This window comes from Promicromonospora sukumoe (genome assembly GCF_014137995.1).
GTDB lineage: Bacteria > Actinomycetota > Actinomycetes > Actinomycetales > Cellulomonadaceae > Promicromonospora > Promicromonospora sukumoe.
This window is the reverse complement of record NZ_JACGWV010000001.1, coordinates 1,332,575-1,349,809: the sequence shown is the minus strand read 5'-3', so window position 1 is coordinate 1,349,809 and position 17,235 is coordinate 1,332,575. Positions and strand designations below refer to the sequence as shown.

At 74.4% G+C, this 17,235-nt stretch carries 15 protein-coding genes; 7 read left to right on the top strand and 8 right to left on the bottom strand.

Annotated elements, in window-relative coordinates; translation table 11 throughout:
* Positions 1 to 8: 8 nt before the first annotated feature.
* Entirely contained in the window at positions 9 to 1,205 is a 1,197-nt protein-coding gene (locus FHX71_RS05910) for a Gfo/Idh/MocA family protein (protein ID WP_182614851.1), read from the bottom strand.
* 149 nt (positions 1,206 to 1,354) lie between these two features.
* On the opposite strand from FHX71_RS05910, the gene FHX71_RS05905 reads away from it, so the two are divergent.
* The 3 genes from FHX71_RS05905 (at position 1,355) to FHX71_RS05895 (ending at position 3,670) form a co-directional block, all read left to right on the top strand.
* A complete protein-coding gene (locus FHX71_RS05905; protein WP_182614850.1) occupies positions 1,355 to 2,221 on the top strand; it encodes a helix-turn-helix domain-containing protein in 867 nt (288 codons plus the stop codon).
* A gap of 73 nt (positions 2,222 to 2,294) precedes the next feature.
* Entirely contained in the window at positions 2,295 to 3,194 is a 900-nt protein-coding gene (locus FHX71_RS05900) for a PhzF family protein (RefSeq protein WP_182614849.1), read from the top strand.
* The gene (locus tag FHX71_RS05895; RefSeq protein ID WP_182614848.1) at positions 3,191 to 3,670 is read left to right on the top strand and encodes a hypothetical protein; all 480 of its coding nucleotides are present in this window, start codon (positions 3,191 to 3,193) and stop codon (positions 3,668 to 3,670) included. The genes FHX71_RS05900 and FHX71_RS05895 overlap by 4 nt, the downstream gene beginning before the upstream one ends.
* 30 nt (positions 3,671 to 3,700) lie before the next feature.
* On the opposite strand, the gene FHX71_RS05890 is transcribed toward FHX71_RS05895, so the two are convergent.
* Positions 3,701 to 5,092 (bottom strand): MFS transporter, encoded by a 1,392-nt coding sequence (locus FHX71_RS05890; protein ID WP_182614847.1) that lies wholly within the window; start codon positions 5,090 to 5,092, stop codon positions 3,701 to 3,703.
* Positions 5,093 to 5,194: 102 nt separating this feature from the next.
* Between FHX71_RS05890 and FHX71_RS05885 the strand changes: the two genes are divergently transcribed.
* Positions 5,195 to 6,097, top strand: coding sequence for a helix-turn-helix transcriptional regulator (locus tag FHX71_RS05885; protein ID WP_182614846.1), 903 nt, complete (start codon positions 5,195 to 5,197; stop codon positions 6,095 to 6,097).
* Here FHX71_RS05885 and FHX71_RS05880 read toward each other — a convergent pair.
* The 5 genes from FHX71_RS05880 to FHX71_RS05860 all read right to left on the bottom strand — a co-directional run bounded on the left by FHX71_RS05880 (position 6,084) and on the right by FHX71_RS05860 (position 11,729).
* Positions 6,084 to 7,040: an NAD(P)-dependent alcohol dehydrogenase gene (locus FHX71_RS05880; protein WP_182614845.1), complete on the bottom strand. Its 957-nt coding sequence runs from the start codon at positions 7,038 to 7,040 to the stop codon at positions 6,084 to 6,086. The two genes, FHX71_RS05885 and FHX71_RS05880, sit on opposite strands and share 14 nt — an antisense overlap.
* Before the next feature lie 105 nt (positions 7,041 to 7,145).
* Positions 7,146 to 8,285 carry an MBL fold metallo-hydrolase gene (locus tag FHX71_RS05875; protein ID WP_182614844.1) on the bottom strand — a complete coding sequence of 380 codons (1,140 nt, stop codon included), beginning with the start codon at positions 8,283 to 8,285 and terminating at the stop codon, positions 7,146 to 7,148.
* 13 nt (positions 8,286 to 8,298) lie between these two features.
* The gene (locus tag FHX71_RS05870; RefSeq protein WP_182614843.1) at positions 8,299 to 9,015 is read right to left on the bottom strand and encodes a response regulator; all 717 of its coding nucleotides are present in this window, start codon (positions 9,013 to 9,015) and stop codon (positions 8,299 to 8,301) included.
* The gene (locus FHX71_RS29955) at positions 9,012 to 10,253 is read right to left on the bottom strand and encodes a sensor histidine kinase (RefSeq protein ID WP_182614842.1); all 1,242 of its coding nucleotides are present in this window, start codon (positions 10,251 to 10,253) and stop codon (positions 9,012 to 9,014) included. Before FHX71_RS29955 ends, FHX71_RS05870 begins: the two co-directional genes overlap by 4 nt.
* A 198-nt stretch (positions 10,254 to 10,451) precedes the next feature.
* Positions 10,452 to 11,729 (bottom strand): hypothetical protein, encoded by a 1,278-nt coding sequence (locus FHX71_RS05860; RefSeq protein WP_182614841.1) that lies wholly within the window; start codon positions 11,727 to 11,729, stop codon positions 10,452 to 10,454.
* A gap of 230 nt (positions 11,730 to 11,959) precedes the next feature.
* Here FHX71_RS05860 and FHX71_RS05855 point away from each other — a divergent pair, with 230 nt between their 5' ends.
* Together FHX71_RS05855 and FHX71_RS05850 are read left to right on the top strand one after the other, a co-directional pair.
* A complete protein-coding gene (locus FHX71_RS05855; protein WP_182614840.1) occupies positions 11,960 to 12,979 on the top strand; it encodes a nitronate monooxygenase in 1,020 nt (339 codons plus the stop codon).
* A gap of 376 nt (positions 12,980 to 13,355) precedes the next feature.
* A complete protein-coding gene (locus FHX71_RS05850; protein WP_182614839.1) occupies positions 13,356 to 14,168 on the top strand; it encodes an NAD(P)H-binding protein in 813 nt (270 codons plus the stop codon).
* A gap of 2 nt (positions 14,169 to 14,170) precedes the next feature.
* Here the strand turns inward: FHX71_RS05850 and FHX71_RS05845 are convergent, their stop codons facing one another.
* Positions 14,171 to 15,481: a calcium:cation antiporter family protein gene (locus FHX71_RS05845; RefSeq protein WP_182614838.1), complete on the bottom strand. Its 1,311-nt coding sequence runs from the start codon at positions 15,479 to 15,481 to the stop codon at positions 14,171 to 14,173.
* Positions 15,482 to 15,921: 440 nt separating this feature from the next.
* Here FHX71_RS05845 and FHX71_RS05840 point away from each other — a divergent pair, with 440 nt between their 5' ends.
* Positions 15,922 to 17,217, top strand: coding sequence for an alpha/beta hydrolase family protein (locus FHX71_RS05840; RefSeq protein WP_182614837.1), 1,296 nt, complete (start codon positions 15,922 to 15,924; stop codon positions 17,215 to 17,217).
* The last annotated feature ends 18 nt before the right edge of the window (positions 17,218 to 17,235 follow it).

Sequence of the window (17,235 nt, the reverse complement as noted above, 5' to 3'; positions counted from 1 at the left end):
CCCCGCCGTCAGGCCTCCGGCGCGTCCCCGAGGTCGGGGATGTCCAGCCGGACGCCGCCCTTGAGCGCGGAGTGGTGCGCGACGATGCCGGGCAGCGTGTACCGCGCCGCGACCCAGGCGTTCACGGGCGGCAGGGCGCCGGTCGTGACGGCCGTGACGAAGTCGTCGGCCAGGAAGTGGTGGCTGCCCTCGTGGCCGTTGGACACGTTCGCGAACTCCTTGGGCAGCCGCGAGCGGTCGTGCACCGGCGCCGAGCCCGAGGTGAAGGCGTCCCGCAGCGCGGGCGAGACGTGCTCCAGGGACGGGTCGTCGGGCGAGAGCGTGGGCTTGGGCCGCAGGTGCTCGGTGAGGTCGGTGACCTCCTCCTTGTCCTGCCAGAGGCTCACGTTCACGAGCTGCTCCATGCTGGCCTCGGTGCCGAAGAACCGGAACCGGGACTCGCGGATGTGCGACGGGAAGCCGACCCGGCGGAACTCGTTGATCCGGAACGCGCCGCCGCCCGCGGCCTCGAACAGCGCCGTGGCGTTGGAGAAGTCGTTGTCGAACTGGCTGACGTCCTTGTCGAACACGCCGTCGCCGCGGTCGTCGAGCACGCCGATGGCCGAGACGCTGGTCGCGTGCGTCTGCCAGGCGCCGAGGATGCCGCCCAGGGAGTGCGTGGGGTACATCAGCGGCGGGTAGCTCGCGGTGGCCTTCCAGCCCTCGCCGCCGCTGTACCGGTAGGCGTCGTAGAAGCCGAGGTCCATGTCGTGCAGGTAGTCGCCCTCGGCGTAGAACAGCCGCCCGAAGGCGCCCTTGGCGGCCTGCTCGCGGGCGTGCACGGTGGCCGGGTTGTAGTGGCTGGTCTCGCCCATCATGTAGGTCAGCCCGGTCTCCCGGACCGCCTCGACGATGGCCCGGATCTCCTCCTCGGAGATCGCCATCGGCACCGAGGAGTACACGTGCTTGCCGGCGCGCAGCGCCTGGACCACCAGCGGCCCGTGCGTCCAGCGCTGCGTGAAGATCGCGATGGCGTCGACGTCGGAGGCGAGCAGGTCCTCGAAGGACGGGACGGTCCCGGCGAGGTCGTACTCGTCGGCGAGCCGCTGCGCCCGCTCGGGCAGGAGGTCGGTGACGACGATGTCGCCGACCCCGGGGTGCAGGCGCCAGAGCTTGGCGAACTGACCGGCGAACTGGCCGGCTCCGACGATGCCGAGTGAGAACACGGGGGCTCCTTGTCGTACGGCCGCGACGGCGCGGCCACAGGGATGACGGCGGCCGGCGGCCGCGTTGACGGCCCCGACACTACGGTCCTACGATCGGCGAACTCTTCATCGATCGGAGCGGGTTCTTCCCGGATTCTCAGATGGCACCCATGGCACCTCAAGCGGCACAGCAGATCGAGATCCAGCCCCCGGCCCTGCTGAGCTGGTCCGGCCGCCCGGAGCTCATGGGCACCGCGCACCAGCACGACGACCTGGAGATCAACCTCGTCGCCGAGGGCGGCACGATGCTCTACCTGTTCGGCGGGGAGCCGGTCGAGATCGGCCCCGGGTCCGTCGCGGCGTTCTGGGCGGCGGTGCCGCACCAGCTCATCGCCAGCACGGCGACCCGCGCGTACTGGGTGCACGTGCCGTTCGCGACGTTCCTCGGCTGGGGGCTGCCCGACGCGCTGGTCGGGCGCCTGCTGGCGGGCACGCCGCTGATCGCCCCGCCGTCGGCCGCGCTGGCGGGTGACCCGGCGAACTTCGCGCAGTGGGCGCAGGACCTGTCCGGCGACCGGCCGGAGCCGCGCCGCATCGCGATGCTGGAGGTCGAGGCCCGGGTGCGCCGGCTCGCGCTGGCCACGCCGGGGCAGCTCGCCACGCCCGGACAGCCCGTGCAGCAGGTCACGAGCGGCGACCCGACCCTCCAGCAGGTGCTGACCATGGTGCGGCACGTCGCCGAGAACTTCCGCGAGCCGCTCACCGTCGCCGACGTCGCCCGCACCGTGCGGCTGCACCCCAACTACGCCATGGCGCAGTTCCGCAAGGTCGTGCGCACCACGATCGTCGACTACCTGACCCGGTGCCGGCTCGCCGAGGCCCGCCGCCTGCTGGTCACCACGGCGCTGCCGGTCCCCGACGTCGCCGCCGAGTCGGGGTTCAGCTCCGTCAGCCGGTTCTACACCGCGTTCGGCGCGGCCTGCGGCATGCCGCCGGCCGCGTACCGGCGCGAGAACCAGCACGACCAGCCGCGCTGAGAGGCAGGACGGCGGGCGCCTCCCGCCGCTACGCTTCCGGAGGCCTTGACCGATGACGACAATGGAGCCGATCGTGGACGTTCCGTTCTACTGGGTGGACGTGTTCGCGGCCACGCCGCTGACCGGCAACCCGCTCGCCCTGGTCCCCGACGCGGACGTGCTGCCGATCGAGACCATGCGGGCGGTCGCCCGGGAGTTCAACCAGTCCGAGACGACCTTCCTGGTCAGCCCCGACGGCGACGGCGCGGACCACCGGCTGCGCTCCTTCACGCCCGCGGGCGTCGAGGTCTACGGCGCGGGCCACAACGCGATGGGCGCCTGGATCTGGCTGGCCCTGGCCGGCCGGCTGGACCCCACCCGGGACACGTTCGTGCAGCAGATCGGCGACGCGCTGCTGAACGTGGGGGTCTCGCTGCGCGCGCGGGTCTCCGAGCGGCCCTCGTCCGGCGTCCAGGTCACGATGGAGCAGTCGGCCCCGCGGTTCCTGGGCCGCGTCGAGGACCGCGCGGCGCTGGCCGCCGTCCTCGGCCTGGGGGTGGACGACGTCGGCGGTGCGGGCGGCGGCGCGGAGGTGGTCTCCACCGGGGCCGAGCACCTGCTCGTGCCCGTGCGGAGCATCAAGGCTGTCGACGCCGTCCAGCCGGACACCGCCGCGCTGCGGGCGCTGCTCGCCGACGCCGGGGCCGAGGGCTGCTACGTGTACACCACCGACGTCGAGGGCGGCATCAGCGCCTACGCGCGGTTCTTCAACCCGACCGTGGGGATCGCCGAGGACCCGGCGACGGGCACCGCCGCCGGGCCCCTCGCCGCCGTCCTGGCCCGCGACGGGCTCGTCCGCGACCCGGCCCGGATCGTCGTCGAGCAGGGGCGCGCGCTCGGGAGGCCCAGCCTGATCACGCTGGGCGCCGCCGGGCCGGTCGTCACGATCACCGGCAGCGGGACCGTCGCCGCCGAGGGGACGCTCCACCTGTGAGCACGGCTGCCGAGGTGCCCGAGCGGCTGGAGATCGCCGGCACGACGTTCGTCCGGATCGAGTCGCCGGAGTCGATCGCGTGCTGGGCGGCGCGTTCCGACGGGCCGGGCGACGTCGACGATCCCCCGCCCGTGAGCGTCGTCGTGGAGCCGGCCGCCGCGCCGGGAGAGCCCGCGCTCGACCTGGCCGCCGTCGTTCTGGAGCGGTTCGCCGAGCTCGCGGACGCGGGCGCCGCGTACCTGCGGGAGCGGCTCGCCGAGCCGGAGTTCGGCCTGGACGACACCGAGCGCGCGGCCCTGGCCGCCCCCGATCCGCCGTTCGAGGAGCCCGAGGCGGTGGTCTGGGACGACGGGACCTGGCTGCTGCGGTTCGCGGAGTCGAGCCTGGGACTGGCCGACCCGTACGGGATCGGCGTGCTCTTCGAGGGGACCGAGCCGACCGGGGTCGAGGACCTCTCCAGCGCGGACCTGATGTAGGCGCGGGCCTGCTCCAGGCCCTTCCCAGCTCTAGGCCCGGCCCTGCCGGGACCCCGGCAGCACCAGCGCGAGCGCCGCGACGAGCGCGCCCGCCAGCAGTGCGGCGCCCACCAGCATCGCGCCGGGGTAGGTGGCCGAGACGGCGAGGACCAGGCTGGTACCGAGCGCGCCGCCGAGCTGGTGCACCGAGTTGACGACGCCGGAGGCGGCTCCCGCCCGGTCCGGGGTGACGCGCGCGATGCCGGAGGCGGTCAGCGGCCCGAACGCGAGGCCCTGCCCGGCGCCGACCAGCACCATGGGCAGCGCGATCCCGGCGAGGTACGAGGTGGAGTCCTGGACCAGGCCGAGCCAGCCCAGGCCGACGACGGCGAGCACCAGGCCGGCGACCAGGAGCGCCGGACCACTGACCCGGCGCCGCAGGCGCGGGACGGCGAGCGCGACGGCGAAGTTCACGACCGTCATCGGGAAGTAGGCGACCCCGGCCGCGAGCGCCGACCAGCCGCGCTCGTCCTGCAGGTACTGGCTGGTGAAGAGGAAGAAGCTCATCATCGCGCCGATGAACAGGCCCCGGGCGACGTAGGCGCCGACGCGTTCCCGGTCGGCGAACAAGCCGAGCGGCAGCACGGGCTGCGCCGTGCGGCGCTCGGTCGCGACGAGCGCCCCGAGCAGCAGGGCGCCGAGCGTGAGGAAGGCGATCGTGACGGGCGAGGCCCAGCCCGCGTCGCCGGCCTCGACGAACCCGTAGACGAGCGCGGCCGGGCCCGCGGTGGCGAGCAGCGCGCCGGGGACGTCGAACCGCCCGGGGGTGCGCGGCGTCTGCGGCAGCAGCCGGAGCCCGGCGACGAGCATGACGGCGCCGACGGGCAGGTTGATCAGGAAGCCGGCGCGCCAGGTGAGCAGGTCGGCGAGCAGCCCGCCCGCGACGAGGCCGACGCTGGCGCCGATGCCGGCCACCGCGCCGTAGGCCGCCGTCGCGCGGACCCGCTCGGGGCCCTCGGGGAAGGTGGCGGTGAGCAGCGCGAGCGTGGCCGGGGCGAGCACCGCCGCCCCGAGGCCCTGGACGGCGCGCGCCCCGATGAGCCAGGCGCCGGTGGGCGCGAGGCCGACGGCGACCGAGGCCAGGGCGAACAGCACGAGCCCGAGCACGAACGTCCGCCGTCGGCCCAGGAGGTCGCCGGCGCGGGCGCCGAGCAGCAGCAGCCCGCCGAAGGTCAGCAGGTAGGCGTCCTGCACCCAGGCGGTGCCGCCGGCGTCGAGGCCGAGCTCGGCCCGGATGTGCGGCAGGCCGGTGATGACGATCGAGTTGTCGAGGATCACCATGAAGTAGCCGACGAGGACGAGCGCGAGGATCGCGCCGGACCGGCCCGGCGCCGGCGCGGCGGGCGCCTCGGGCGGTGCGGCAGTGGTGGAGGTGCTGGTCATGTCCTCCAGCACACGCCGTCCGCGCCGTCCGAGGGAGTACGGGGTGTCCCCGGTAACGCCAGTACCTCCCTTGCCGGGCCCGCCGGACGTACTGTCGAAGGCATGGACCTGAAGGCGGAGACCCGCGAGTTCCTGGCCACCCGCCGGGCACGCATCACCCCCGAGCAGGCCGGGCTGCCCGCGTACGGTGGGCACCGGCGCGTGCCGGGGCTGCGCCGCGAGGAGGTGGCGATGCTCTCGGGCGTGAGCGTCGACTACTACACGCGGATGGAGCGCGGGAACCTGGGCGGCGTCTCCGAGGAGGTGCTGGAGGCCCTGGCGGACGCGCTCCAGCTCGACGACGCCGAGCGCGGCCACCTGTTCGACCTGTCCCGGGCGACCAACGCCTCGGGCGCCGCGCGGTCGCGGGCGAGGAGCGCGCCGGCGCCCACGCTGCGGCCCGTCTTCCAGCGCATCCTGGACTCGATGGAGAACGCGCCCGCGTTCGTCCGCAACGGCCGCCTCGACGTGCTCGGCGCCAACGTGCTGGGGCGGGCGCTGTACGCGCCCCTGTACGACTCCCCCGAACGGATCGCGAACAAGCCGGTCAACAGCGCCCGGTTCCACTTCCTCGACCCGGTGGCAGCGCGGGCGTTCTGGGGCGAGAAGGCCGACCGCATGGCGCACGACGCCGTCGCGATCCTGCGCGCCGAGGCGGGCCGCAACCCCTACGACAAGTCGCTGACCGCCCTGGTCGGCGAGCTGTCCACGCGCAGCGAGGACTTCCGCCGCATGTGGGCCTCGCACGACGTGCGCTACCACCGCACCGGCACCAAGGTGTTCCACCACCCCGCGGTCGGCACGCTGGAGCTCGACTACGAGGCGCTGCTGCTGCCCGCGGAGCCGGGCCTGCAGCTCAACGTCTACACCGCGGTGCCGGGCTCGGCGTCGGAGGACGGGCTCAAGGTGCTGGCCTCCTGGGCCGCGACCCGGGAGCAGGAGCGCGGCGCCGTCAGGGCACCGTGACCACGAGCTTGCCGAGGCTGTCCCCGGCCGCCAGCCGGGCGAGCGCGGTGGGCGCCTCCTCCAGCGGGTACACCTCGTCGATCACGGGCCCGACGGCGCCCGCGGTCACCAGGGCGGTGACCTCCTCCAGGTCCGCGCGGGACTGGGGCACCATCAGCACGCCGACCCGCTTGCCGGTGAGCCGGCGCAGCACCGGGCCGGCGACCGCCGTCCCCAGCAGCACGCGGGTGCGGCCGCCCACCATGAGGTAGGACCCGCCGGGCCGCAGCGCCCCGTGCACCCGGTACGGCGAGCGGTGCGCCACGAGGTCCACGACCCGGTCGTACCGGTCGCGCTGGTCGGCCCAGTCGCTGCGCTCGAACGCGATGGTGTCGTCGGCGCCGGCCCGCAGCAGGTGGCCGGACTTGTCGGCGCGGTCCACGGCCGTCACCCGGGCGCCGAGGTGCCGGGCGAGGCCGATCACGAACGCGCCGCCCGCTCCCCCGGCCCCGTTGACCAGCACCTGGTCGCCCGGCCGCAGGCCACGGGTGGCCCGCAGGGCGATGCCCCCGGCCTGCGGGATCGCAGCGGCCTCCGCGAAGGGCAGCGCGGGCGGCTTGCGGGCCAGCAGCCGGGGCGACGTCGCGACGTACTCGGCCAGCCCGCCGCGGTAGCCGGCCAGCTCCCCGAACACGTCGTCGCCGGGCGCGTACTCGGTGACGGAGGTGCCCACCGCCACGACGGTGCCCGCCACGTCCGACCCGGGCACCGGGTGCCGCGGCCGACGCAGCCCGCCGAGCCGCGCGTAGCCGGGGCTGCCGGTGAGGTTCTCGCGGTCCGACCCGTTCAGGGAGACGGCGCGGACCCGGACCAGCACCTCGTCGTCCGCCGGGACGGGTTCAGGGAGGTCCGCGACCTCCACATCGTCGGCACTCCCGTACCGGTCCTGGATGACGGCCCGCACACTGCCCTCCCGATCAGGCGCCCGAGGGCCCCCACCGTAGCGGCGGCGGGCGGCCCGCAGGAGGGGTCCGGGACCACTTCACCCGGGCAGTTCCCGGACGCGGGGTCAGACGTCGAGGCGCATCAGGTCGGTGCCCACCACGACCTCGCCGTCGAAGCCCCGGCTCGCCTTGAGCCGCCAGCTCTCGTCGGGCAGCGCCACGGTGCCGGGCGCCAGGTGGGACAGCACCAGCCTGGGCACGCCGGCCCGCTGCGCGTGCGCGCCGAGCGCGCGGACGTCGGCGTGGCCCGCGCGGTGGTGCTGGAGCTGCTCCTCGGTCAGGTTCCCGTACCGCTCGACGACGTCGAGGTCGATGGCCTCGTGCACCAGCACGTCCGCGCCGCGCGCCAGGGTCACCACGTTCTCCGTGATGGTCGTGTCCCCGCTGAACACCACGGAGCCGTGCTCGGTGTCGAACCGGAACGCGAACGACGGGAAGACCGGCGGGTGCTGGACCAGGATCGCGGTCACGGAGACCCGGTCGTCGGACATGACCGGGAAGGGCTCCATCGGTGGGGCGACGTTCGTCAGCGGGTCGGCGCCGACGCCGGGCACCTCGATGTCGTGGGCGCGCACCAGGTCCCGGGGGTCGGGCCAGTTCTCGTCGCGCATCCGGAGGTTGAGGTCGTAGGCCGCCGCCGCCATCGAGGTGCTGATGAAGTCGGACAGCCCCGGGGTCGGGTTGTCCGGGCTGATCACCGGCGTCTCCTCGCCCGACGACGGCTCCGGCAGCGCCCCGGCCGACCCCGGGCCGTAGACGTCCACGGCGTGGGTCAGCGGGTTGACCCCGCCGAACCGCAGCCAGAACAGCGTCCAGAGGTCCGCGAGGTGGTCGGAGTGCATATGGGTCACGAAGATGCTGTCCAGGCTGTCCGGCTCCACGCCCGCGCGGCCGAGCTGGTCGAACGCGCCGTGCCCGACGTCGACCAGGTAGGCGCGGCCGTCGACCACCAGCGCGCTGGAGATGCCCACCCGGCCCTTCATCGGCACCGGCCCCGCGGCGGTGCCGAGCAGGACCAGCTCGGTGCCCTTGCCCCGGATCGGGGTGCTCGTGGCGGCGGCGCGTGCGCCGGCCGTGCCGGCTGCCGCCGGGACGGCGGCAGCGGCCGGGACGGCGGCAGCGGCCGTCGTCGCGGCGGTGGCTCCGGCCAGTGCGGCCGCCGAGCGGAGGAACCCGCGGCGGTCGAGCGTGAGCTTCTGCTTCATCGGTTCTCCTGGTTCATCGGTGTTCCGGGTTCATCGGGGTTCCGGGATCGAGCAGCCCGGTGCGGAAGGCGTAGCTGACGGCGTGCGCCCGGTCGCGCGCCTCGATCTTGGTGAGGATGTGCGTGATGTGGCTCTTGACGGTCCCCTCGCTGATGACGAGCTCGGCCGCGATCTCGGCGTTGCTCTGCCCGAGGGCGATCAGCCGCAGCACCTCGGACTCGCGCGGCGTCAGCACGCTCGGGGGCACGCTGAACGGGGCGGGCGGCGGCTCGCTACCGGGCGGCGGCGGCTGCCGGGAGATCGCCGCCACGAGGTGGCGCTGCACGGCGGGGTCGAGCGCCGCGTCGCCGTCGACCACCCGGAACAGCGCCGAGCGGATCTCGTCGGCGCCCGCGTCCTTGGTCAGGTAGCCCGCGGCCCCCGCCTGGAGCGCGCCGATCACCGACCGGTCGTCCGCGAACGTGGTCAGCACCAGCACCTTCGTGGTCGCGCCCGAGGCGACGATGCGCCGGGTCGCCTCGACCCCGTCGCAGCGCGGCATGCGCAGGTCCATGAGCACGACGTCGGGCGCCAGCTCCGCGACGAGGCGCACAGCCTGCTCGCCGTCCTCCGCGGCGCCCACGACCTCGACGCCCGGGAGGAGGCCGAGCAGCAGCGCGAGCCCCTCGCGCACCACCTTCTGGTCGTCGGCCGTGAGCACGCGCACCGGGGCGCGGTCCTGCGCCGTCATGCCGGCACCTCCAGCTCGACGACGAACCCGTTGTCCGCGGGGCGCGCCGTGAGCGTGCCGCCCAGCAGCGCCGCCCGCTCGCGCATGCCGGTCAGGCCGTGGCCGCCCGGCTCGGCCGGGACGGTCGCCGCCGACGTCGCCGAGCCGGGTCGCGATGCGCCGCCGTCCGGAGCGCCGTCGTCCGGCCGGTCGGCCACGCGCAGCCGCACGTGCTCGGGCCCGTAGCGCAGGTCGACGTCCACCCGGCCGGCGTCGGCGTGCCGCACCACGTTGGTCAGCGCCTCCTGGGTCACGCGGTAGAGCGTGAGCTCCGCGGTGGCGGGCAGCGGACGCCGCTCGCCGTCGACCCGCAGGACGCACGGGATGCCGGTGTCCTCGGTGAAGGTCCGGACCAGGTCGCCGAGGCGGTCCGAGCCGGGCAGGTCGTCGTCGCGCAGCAGGCCGATCGCGCGGCGCGCCTCGTCGAGGCCCGACCGGGTCAGCGACTGCGCCCGCTCGATCACCGCGACCACGGCCGGGTCGGTGTTCCGGTCGGCGGCCAGCAGCCGCGCGCCCTCGAGCTGGAGCGCGAGCCCGGACAGCGAGTGCGCGAGCACGTCGTGCATCTCGCGGGCGAGCTGCTGACGCTCGTGCAGCACCGCGGCCTCCTGCTCGGCGCGGCGGCTGCGCTCGGTCGCCACCAGCAGGTGCTCGGCCTCGTCGACGGCGGCCCGCATCCGCTGGGCCACGGTGATGAGCACGACGACCACGCCGACGGCGAGGATGCTCAGGAACGTCCGGGAGAACACCGGCGGGTGCAGCAGCGAGGTGGCGACGACCAGCACGACGGCGCACGGCACCGCGATCCGCCCGAGCCGCGGGGAGACCAGGCCGAGCAGCACACAGCCCGCCACCCCGACCCCGAGCATGCCGACGCCCGCGGTCTGCACGAACGACAGCGTCAGCGCCGCGACCAGGGCGAGCGCCGCGGCGACCAGCCGCAGCCGCCGCACGGCGGTGCCGTACAGCGCGACGCCGCAGGCCAGGACGAACACCGACAGCGCGCCGAGGACCAGCAGGTTCGTGCCGGTCAGGCCCGGCCGGGGGTCGGCCTCCAGCGAGGCGGCGAACACGACGACGACGGCCGCGGGGGTCGCGACCTGGACGACGCGACCGGTCCGGTCGTGCAGCAGGCGCGCCCTGCGCAGGCGGTCGATGCCGGGACGCTGCGGCGGGTCGGCCGCCGGGGTGAATTCCACGTCGACCAACCTAGGCGGACGCCGCAGGGGCCGGCATCTGCCGTGGGTCAGGTCTTCGGCCCCCAACCGTCTATGACCAGGGTCGTAGACGCGGGCCGTCGTCGCCCGCCCGCGACAGCACCGCGGCCCGCCGACCCGGGGTGGGTCGACGGGCCGCGGGCCCCGCTCAGCAGAAGCGGGAACGGGTGCGGGTACGGGTCACCGGAGGCAGGCCTCGGCGCCCTTCTTCTCGAGCTGCTTGATCGTGCAGGTGTCGCTCTCCGGGTAGTAGTCGCCCATGATCTCCGCGGTCGCAGCCGCGTCGCTGCCCTCCGGCACGTTCACCACGGACTCCTCGAAGCCGTCGACGGGGAGCATGTTGCGCAGCACCAGCACGTGGTCGGCGCGCGGCTGCTCGGCGGACAGCGGCAGGAACGTCGCGCCCGGGATCGCCTCGATCCGCTCGCGCTGGTCCTCGGTGCCCACCACGTAGGTGTAGTAGCCGTCCTCGTCCACCGCGGTCTGGTCGTCCGAGGCGCAGCCCAGCTCGTTGGTGCCGTCCGGCTGCTCGACGGTGATGGACTCGTAGGGCACGTCGGTCAGGCCCATGCAGATCGACCAGAACCGCGTGTCGACGCCGTCGCCCGGCCACACCTCAGGGGTGTTGCCGCCCGTCTGCACCGGTGCCTTGCCCTGGACCACGAGCACCTCGTCCTTCTTCTTGGACGGCTCGTAGGTGCGCTCGACGTAGCCCGTGTCGGCGTTCGGGAAGAGGCCCTCGACCGGCTGCCGGGAGAACTCGGTGGTCCAGGTGTCCGTCAGGTCGTCGCCGACGAGGTCGAGGATCTCGTCCGGCACCTCGTCGGAGATGTCGTCCGGCCCGCACGTGGGCAGCGCCGTGGACACGCCGTCGGTCACCACGCTGACCTCGGGGAGGTCGATGGCGGAGAAGTCGTCGCCGGCCGGGCTGTAGACGCGGTAGATCAGGTAGCCGACCGAGCCCTCCGGCGCGGCGTCGGGCGCCATCGGCAGGGTGTTCGGCGTGCCGGGCTCGACGTCGGTACTGACGGTGAGGCTGAACGAGCCGCCCGGCTCCGCGCCCTCCTGGGCGAACGGGTTGGCGCTGCCCTCGTCGGGCACGAGCTCGTGGTCCGTGAGCCACGAGTCCACGCCGTCGTCGGTGGTGAACCAGCCGCCCTCCTGCTGGTAGGTCGCCATCTGCAGGTAGCGGGAGTCCGGGTAGGTGCCCTCGATCTCGAGGGTGGTGCCGTCCGAGACCACGTACGGCTGGATCCAGTAGTTGGCGCTGCCCTCCGGGTAGAAGAGGTTCCAGCCGTCGGGCCCGACCGCCGCCGACCAGGCGCAGGCCGGGCCGGGCGTGCCGGGGGTGCCGGGTTCGGTCGGGTAGGCCGCGTCCGCGGCGAAGCTCGGGACGACGGCGCTGCCGACCACGGCGACCGACGCCGCCGTGGCCCAGAGCGCTCGGGTGTGCTTCATGTGGAGCCCTTCTCTCGACGGCCGGCCCGGATCTCGAACCGGCCACCAGGAGTCTGCTTTTCGCCCGTGACCAGGGCATCTGCCGCCGGTCGGATCTTCCGCGCGGCCCGAACCACGACCAGGGACACACCCCCTCCGACCCTGGTGGGAGATCGGTCACGTGGACGCGGGCCGGCCCGCGCGGAGATCTACGCTGAGGTCTTCCACGACCGTCCGGACGGAGCAACGACGTGACGACCACCCTGCTGGGCAGCGACCTCCCGATCGCCGCGGCACCCATGGCGGGCGGCCCGACGACGGCCGCGCTCGCGTCCGCCGCGACCCGCGCCGGCGCCTTCGCGTTCCTCCCGGGCGGCTACCTCACGCCGGACCGGCTCGCCGACGACGTCGCCGCCGCCCGCGCGTGGGGCCGCCCGTTCGGCGTCAACCTCTTCGTCCCCGGTCCGGCGGCCCTGGACCGGGACGCGTTCGCCGCCTACGCCCGGCGGATCGCGCCCGAGGCGGCCGCCCTGGACGTCGCGCTGGCGGCCGAGCCCGTCGAGGACGACGACCGCTGGGCCGACAAGCTCCGACTCCTGGTCGAGGACCCGGTGCCGGTCGTGTCGTTCACGTTCGGCTTGCCCTCCGCGGCCGACGTCCGCGCCCTGCGCCGGGCCGGCACCGTGGTGCTCGCCTCGGTGACCACCCCCGAGGAGGCAGCGGCGGCCCGGGACGGCGGCGTCGACGGGCTCGTGGTGCAGGGCCCGGCGGCCGGCGGGCACAGCGCCACGTGGGACCCGGACCGCCGGATCGCGGACGCGCCGACGTCGGCGGTGGTCCGGGCGGTCACGTCCGCCGTCGGGCTGCCGGTCGTGGCGGCGGGCGGCGTCGACGGGCCCGACGCCGTGCGGGACCTGCTCGCCGCCGGGGCCGAGGCCGTCGCGGTGGGCACGCTGCTGCTGCGCACCGACGAGTCGGGCGCGTCCGCGACCTACCAGGCGGCGCTCGCGACGTCGGACCGCGGCACCGTGGTCACCCGGGCCTTCACCGGGCGGCCGGCGCGCGCGGTGCGCAACGGGTTCGTCGACCGGCACGACGACGCCGCGCCCGTCGGCTACCCCGCGGTCCACCACCTCACCCGCGACCTGCGCCGCCGGGCCGCCGCGGCCGGCGACGCCGAGCGGCTGCACCTCTGGGCAGGCACCGGCTACCGGCAGGCGACGACGGGACCAACCGCCGACGTCGTCCGCGCGCTCACCGCGACCCTCTGACAACCCGCCCGTCCCGCTCCCAACCCGGCTGATCCCAACCCGCCCGCTCCCAACCCGTCCGGCCCCAACCCGGCCGGCCCCAACCCGCCCGGCCCCAACCCAGCCGATCCCAACCCGGCCGCTCCCAACCCGGCCGCCGCAACTCTCCTTCGAGACCTAAGTTTCTTCGCTTTGCGGCGGCTGAGAGCGAAGAAACTTCGGTCTCGAAGGAGAGCCCCCGCCCAGGTCCCACGGCGAAAATCCCTGGCCCCGCAGGCCCGCCCGGGTGTTCCCTGACGTCGTCATCGCAGGCCGGCCGTTCGGCCCGTCCCTGGGACACCCCGCTGATGGTCGTCATCGCAGGCCAGCCGTTTCCGCCCGACCCTGGAGCACCCCGTTGATCGTTGTCTCCGCCGCTTCCGGCGCCCTCGGGCGGCTCGTCGTCGCCGAGCTGCTCGCCGCGGTTCCCGCCGGCCAGGTCGTGGCCGCCGTCCGCGACCCAGGCCGCGCGGCCGACCTCGCGGCCCAGGGCGTCCAGGTGCGCCGCGGCGACTACGACGACGCCGCGAGCCTGGGCGACGCGTTCGACGGCGCCGACCGGCTGCTGCTCATCTCCTCCCCCGAGCTGGACACCGCCCGCCGGACGGCGCAGCACCTGGCGGCGATCGAGGCGGCCGACGCGGCTGGGGTCGAGAGGATCGTCTATACGAGCTTCCTGGGCGCCGACCGGGCGGGCGACGGCATGAACGCCGCCCACCACGCCACGGAACGGGCGCTCGTCGCGAGCGGGCCGGGGCACACGGTCCTGCGCCACCCGTTCTACTCGGACGCCTTCGTCAACGCCGGGCTCCGTTCCGCCGTCGACTCCGGCCGGCTCGTCAGCGCGACCGGCGGCCGCGGCCTGAACACCGCCTCGCGGGCGGACCTGGCGGCCGCGGCCGCCGCCGTCCTGACCGACGACGGCCACGCGGGCCGGTCGTACGACCTGACCGGGCCGCTGTGGACGTACCCGCAGCTCGCCGAGGAGCTCGCCCGCGCCACGGGCCGGCCGGTCGCCCACCAGGCCGGGGACGTGCCCGGCCCGATGGGCTTCCTGATGGGGCTGGCCCGCGCCGGCGCCCTGGAGCGCCAGACCGACGACCTCCACCACCTGCTCGGCCGGCCGCCGACCAGCCTGCGGCAGGCCGTCGCGGCCGCGCTCGCGGGCTGAGGTCAGCGGGCCCCGTCGGCGGCACCGACAGCGGCAGCGGCCCCGTCGTCGGCCCCGGCATCGTCGTCGTCCTCCGAGTCCGAGTCCGACCGGAACGGCGCCCGCAGCGTCGGCAGCAGCTCGCGCCGGTAGCGGAACGCCACCACCAGGGCGATGACCAGGTAGACCCCCGACAGGACCAGCCGCCCGCTCGTGGAGGTCAGCGGGAACTGGACCGCGAACAGCGCGAGCAGCGCCCAGGCCGCCCAGCGGTGGAACCGCAGGGTGAGCAGGATGGCGATGCCCATGAGCGTCTGCGTCGCGGTGAGCAGCACCTCCTCGACCTGGCGGGCGTCGAGCACCAGGCTGGCCGAGCCGCCGCCGAGCAGGTAGGCGATCGGCAGCGAGCCGACCAGCAGGGTCCACTGGTTGATCTTGGAGGAGATGAGGGTCGCGATCGCGGCGGTGCCCTTGCCCCGGGAGGCGAACAGGACCGCGACGATGAACTCCGGCGCCTCCGAGGCGAGCGGTGCGAGCCACTGCACCAGCAGGAACTCGTCGATGCCGAGCGCGGAGCCCGAGGTGACCAGCGACTCGGCGAACGGCTTGGCGCTGACCAGGATGATGCCGGCCGCCAGCACGAAGAGCACGACGACGACGGTGCGCCGCGCGCGCCGCGGCAGGGCGCCGATCGCGGCGGCGGTGCCGATCAGGTCGGGCTCCTCGGCGCCGCCCCGGGTCAGCTTGTACATGTAGAACCCGAACCAGGCGATCAGCGCGAGGCCGAGCACGAGGTGGATGTGACCGGTGGCGGGGATGACGAACGCGACCAGGCCGGCGATGAGCAGGAACCCGAGCTCGGTGCGGTTGCCCGGCTCCAGCGCGAGCGCGCGGACGGGACGGCCGGTCGCCTTCGTGGCGACGTACAGCGCGACGATGACCACCAGCGGCCAGCCGAGGCCGAGCAGGAGCCGATTGGAGCCGGTCATGTTCGCGGCGGCGTACTGCACGTACTCGGGGTTGCTGCCCGCGGTGTACGCGTAGTACAGGTCGACGGCGTACTCGGGCAGCACGGCGATCAGGGCCAGGACGGCGATGGCGAGACCGCCGGAGACGTCGACCTGGGCGGCCTCCGCCGCCCACGCCAGCACGAAGCTCGCGGCGACGACGGCGGCGCCGTAGACGGCGAGCTGCACCAGGGCGGGCGCGTCGGCACCCGAGAACCGCAGGACGACGGCGGGCACCACGAAGACGAGGGCGATCAGGGCCGAGCGCCACAGGGTGCGCGGGCCGGGCGGCGCGGCCGCGGACGAGGACTGCAGGGCGAGCGACATGACGAATACCTCTCGGTCACGTGCCGGCCGAAGCGCATGAGGGCATGACTTCGACCAGCCATGTACGGACTGGTCGAAGGTCTCGCCCACCGGTCTTTTGAATCGGCGCGATGACCGGGTGCAGTGCACCAGCGTGTCGACCATCGCTGCAGGCCATGGGCCTGCCGGGCTACTCCCCTTCGCTTGGAGCAAATTACCGGAGGTAATTCCGACAAAGCAAGAAACCGCTCTGTGACGCCGATCTCGGAAATCTATTGTTTGCGGGTCCGGAAATACATTCTTCGGACGGGCGAACACTCGGATCAGGTTGTCCGGTTCTGGCGCGGTCCGCGAAAACAGTCCGTTGACGTGCGCGGAGGGTGATAACTAGCCTCCGGGAGTCGGCGGTGCGCCCCACGGCGCTCCCCCGGCACCTTGGCCCCGGACAAAGGAGTTCCGCCATGCCCACCCCGATCTCCCGTCGCACCGTGCTCGTCTCCGGCGCTGCCGCCGTCGGCGCCTCGGCCCTGCTGGGCGCACCCGCCGCGAGCGCCACCGGCGCCGCGGCCACCACCTCCACCACCGGGCACGGGCAGCGCGGCACGCTGGTGACCCCGGTCGCCGAGGTGCTCGACGGCGGCGAGCAGGTCACCTCGCTCGTGCTGTCGTCGTCGGCGCTGGGCCGGGTCGAGCGGTCGTCGCTGACGGCGGCGACGTTCGCCGTGCACGTCACCGCGACCAACCCGCTCACGGGTCAGGTCGCCTACGAGCAGGACCGGGTGGTCACCGGGGCGGCCTGGACACGCCGCGGCGAGATCGACCTGGGGCTGGAGCACGGGTTCGGGGTGAACGGCGCCGGGACGCTGCAGTACATGGGCGCGTTCGGCCGCAACGTGCTCCTGGAGCTGGACCACACGGTCACGCAGGTGGAGCCGCTGCGGGCGCGGGGCGGGGGCCAGGTCGTGCTGGACGCGTTCCGCCAGGGGCGGCTGTCGGACCCGGAGGTGGACGCGTTCACGTACCACGCGACGGCGTCGGGCCTGAACTACAGGCTGTTCTCCCCGGACCGCCGGCACGAGCGCAAGGGCGGCCGGCGCGGCGTCGCGCTCGTCGTGTGGCTGCACGGCGGCGGCGAGGGCGGCCTGCGCACGGGCGGGTACGACTACTACGACAACGAGGCGACGCTGCGGGCCAACCGGGGCGCGCTCGGTTTCGCGACGCCGGAGGCGCAGGACCTGTTCGGCGGCGCGTACGTGCTGGCGCCGCAGGCGACGTCGGCGTGGATGCAGGACGGCGACGGCTTCGCGCCGATGGTCCTGGAGGCGATCGAGGAGGTCGCGGCGGCACACCGGATCGACGCGAGCCGGGTGCACGTCGTCGGCTGCTCGAACGGCGGGTACATGTCGCTGAAGATGGTGGCCGAGTACGCGGGGACGTTCGCGACGTCGACGCCGATCTGCTGCGGCATCGGCCCCCGCGACGGCTCGGGGGGCTACTTCATCTCGGACGACGAGCTCGCCGCGATGACGACGCCGACGTGGCTCGTGGCGTCGGCCGACGACACGACGCTGGACGCCGAGGACAACACCGTCTACGCGCACGAGCGCATCGACGGCTCGATCCTGAGCCTGTACGAGAACGTCACGTGGGACGGGAACACCTACCCCGGGCACTGGTCGTGGATCTACGTGGCCCGCAACGACCCGCGGCACGGCCGCAAGCACATCTGGGAGTGGATGGCGAAGACCCGGCGCTGACCGCGGCGGTACGTCGGC

What these genes read in the sequence shown, in the direction of transcription:
- FHX71_RS05845 (WP_182614838.1), bottom strand. Translation starts at nt 15,481, where the DNA reads ATGTCGCTCGCCCTGCAGTCCTCGTCCGCGGCCGCGCCGCCCGGCCCG.
- FHX71_RS05860 (WP_182614841.1), bottom strand. Translation starts at nt 11,729, where the DNA reads ATGAAGCACACCCGAGCGCTCTGGGCCACGGCGGCGTCGGTCGCCGTG.
- FHX71_RS05875 (WP_182614844.1), bottom strand. Translation starts at nt 8,285, where the DNA reads ATGAAGCAGAAGCTCACGCTCGACCGCCGCGGGTTCCTCCGCTCGGCG.
- FHX71_RS05870 (WP_182614843.1), bottom strand. Translation starts at nt 9,015, where the DNA reads ATGACGGCGCAGGACCGCGCCCCGGTGCGCGTGCTCACGGCCGACGAC.
- FHX71_RS05905 (WP_182614850.1), top strand. Translation starts at nt 1,355, where the DNA reads ATGGCACCTCAAGCGGCACAGCAGATCGAGATCCAGCCCCCGGCCCTG.
- FHX71_RS05890 (WP_182614847.1), bottom strand. Translation starts at nt 5,092, where the DNA reads ATGACCAGCACCTCCACCACTGCCGCACCGCCCGAGGCGCCCGCCGCG.
- FHX71_RS05885 (WP_182614846.1), top strand. Translation starts at nt 5,195, where the DNA reads ATGGACCTGAAGGCGGAGACCCGCGAGTTCCTGGCCACCCGCCGGGCA.
- FHX71_RS05840 (WP_182614837.1), top strand. Translation starts at nt 15,922, where the DNA reads ATGCCCACCCCGATCTCCCGTCGCACCGTGCTCGTCTCCGGCGCTGCC.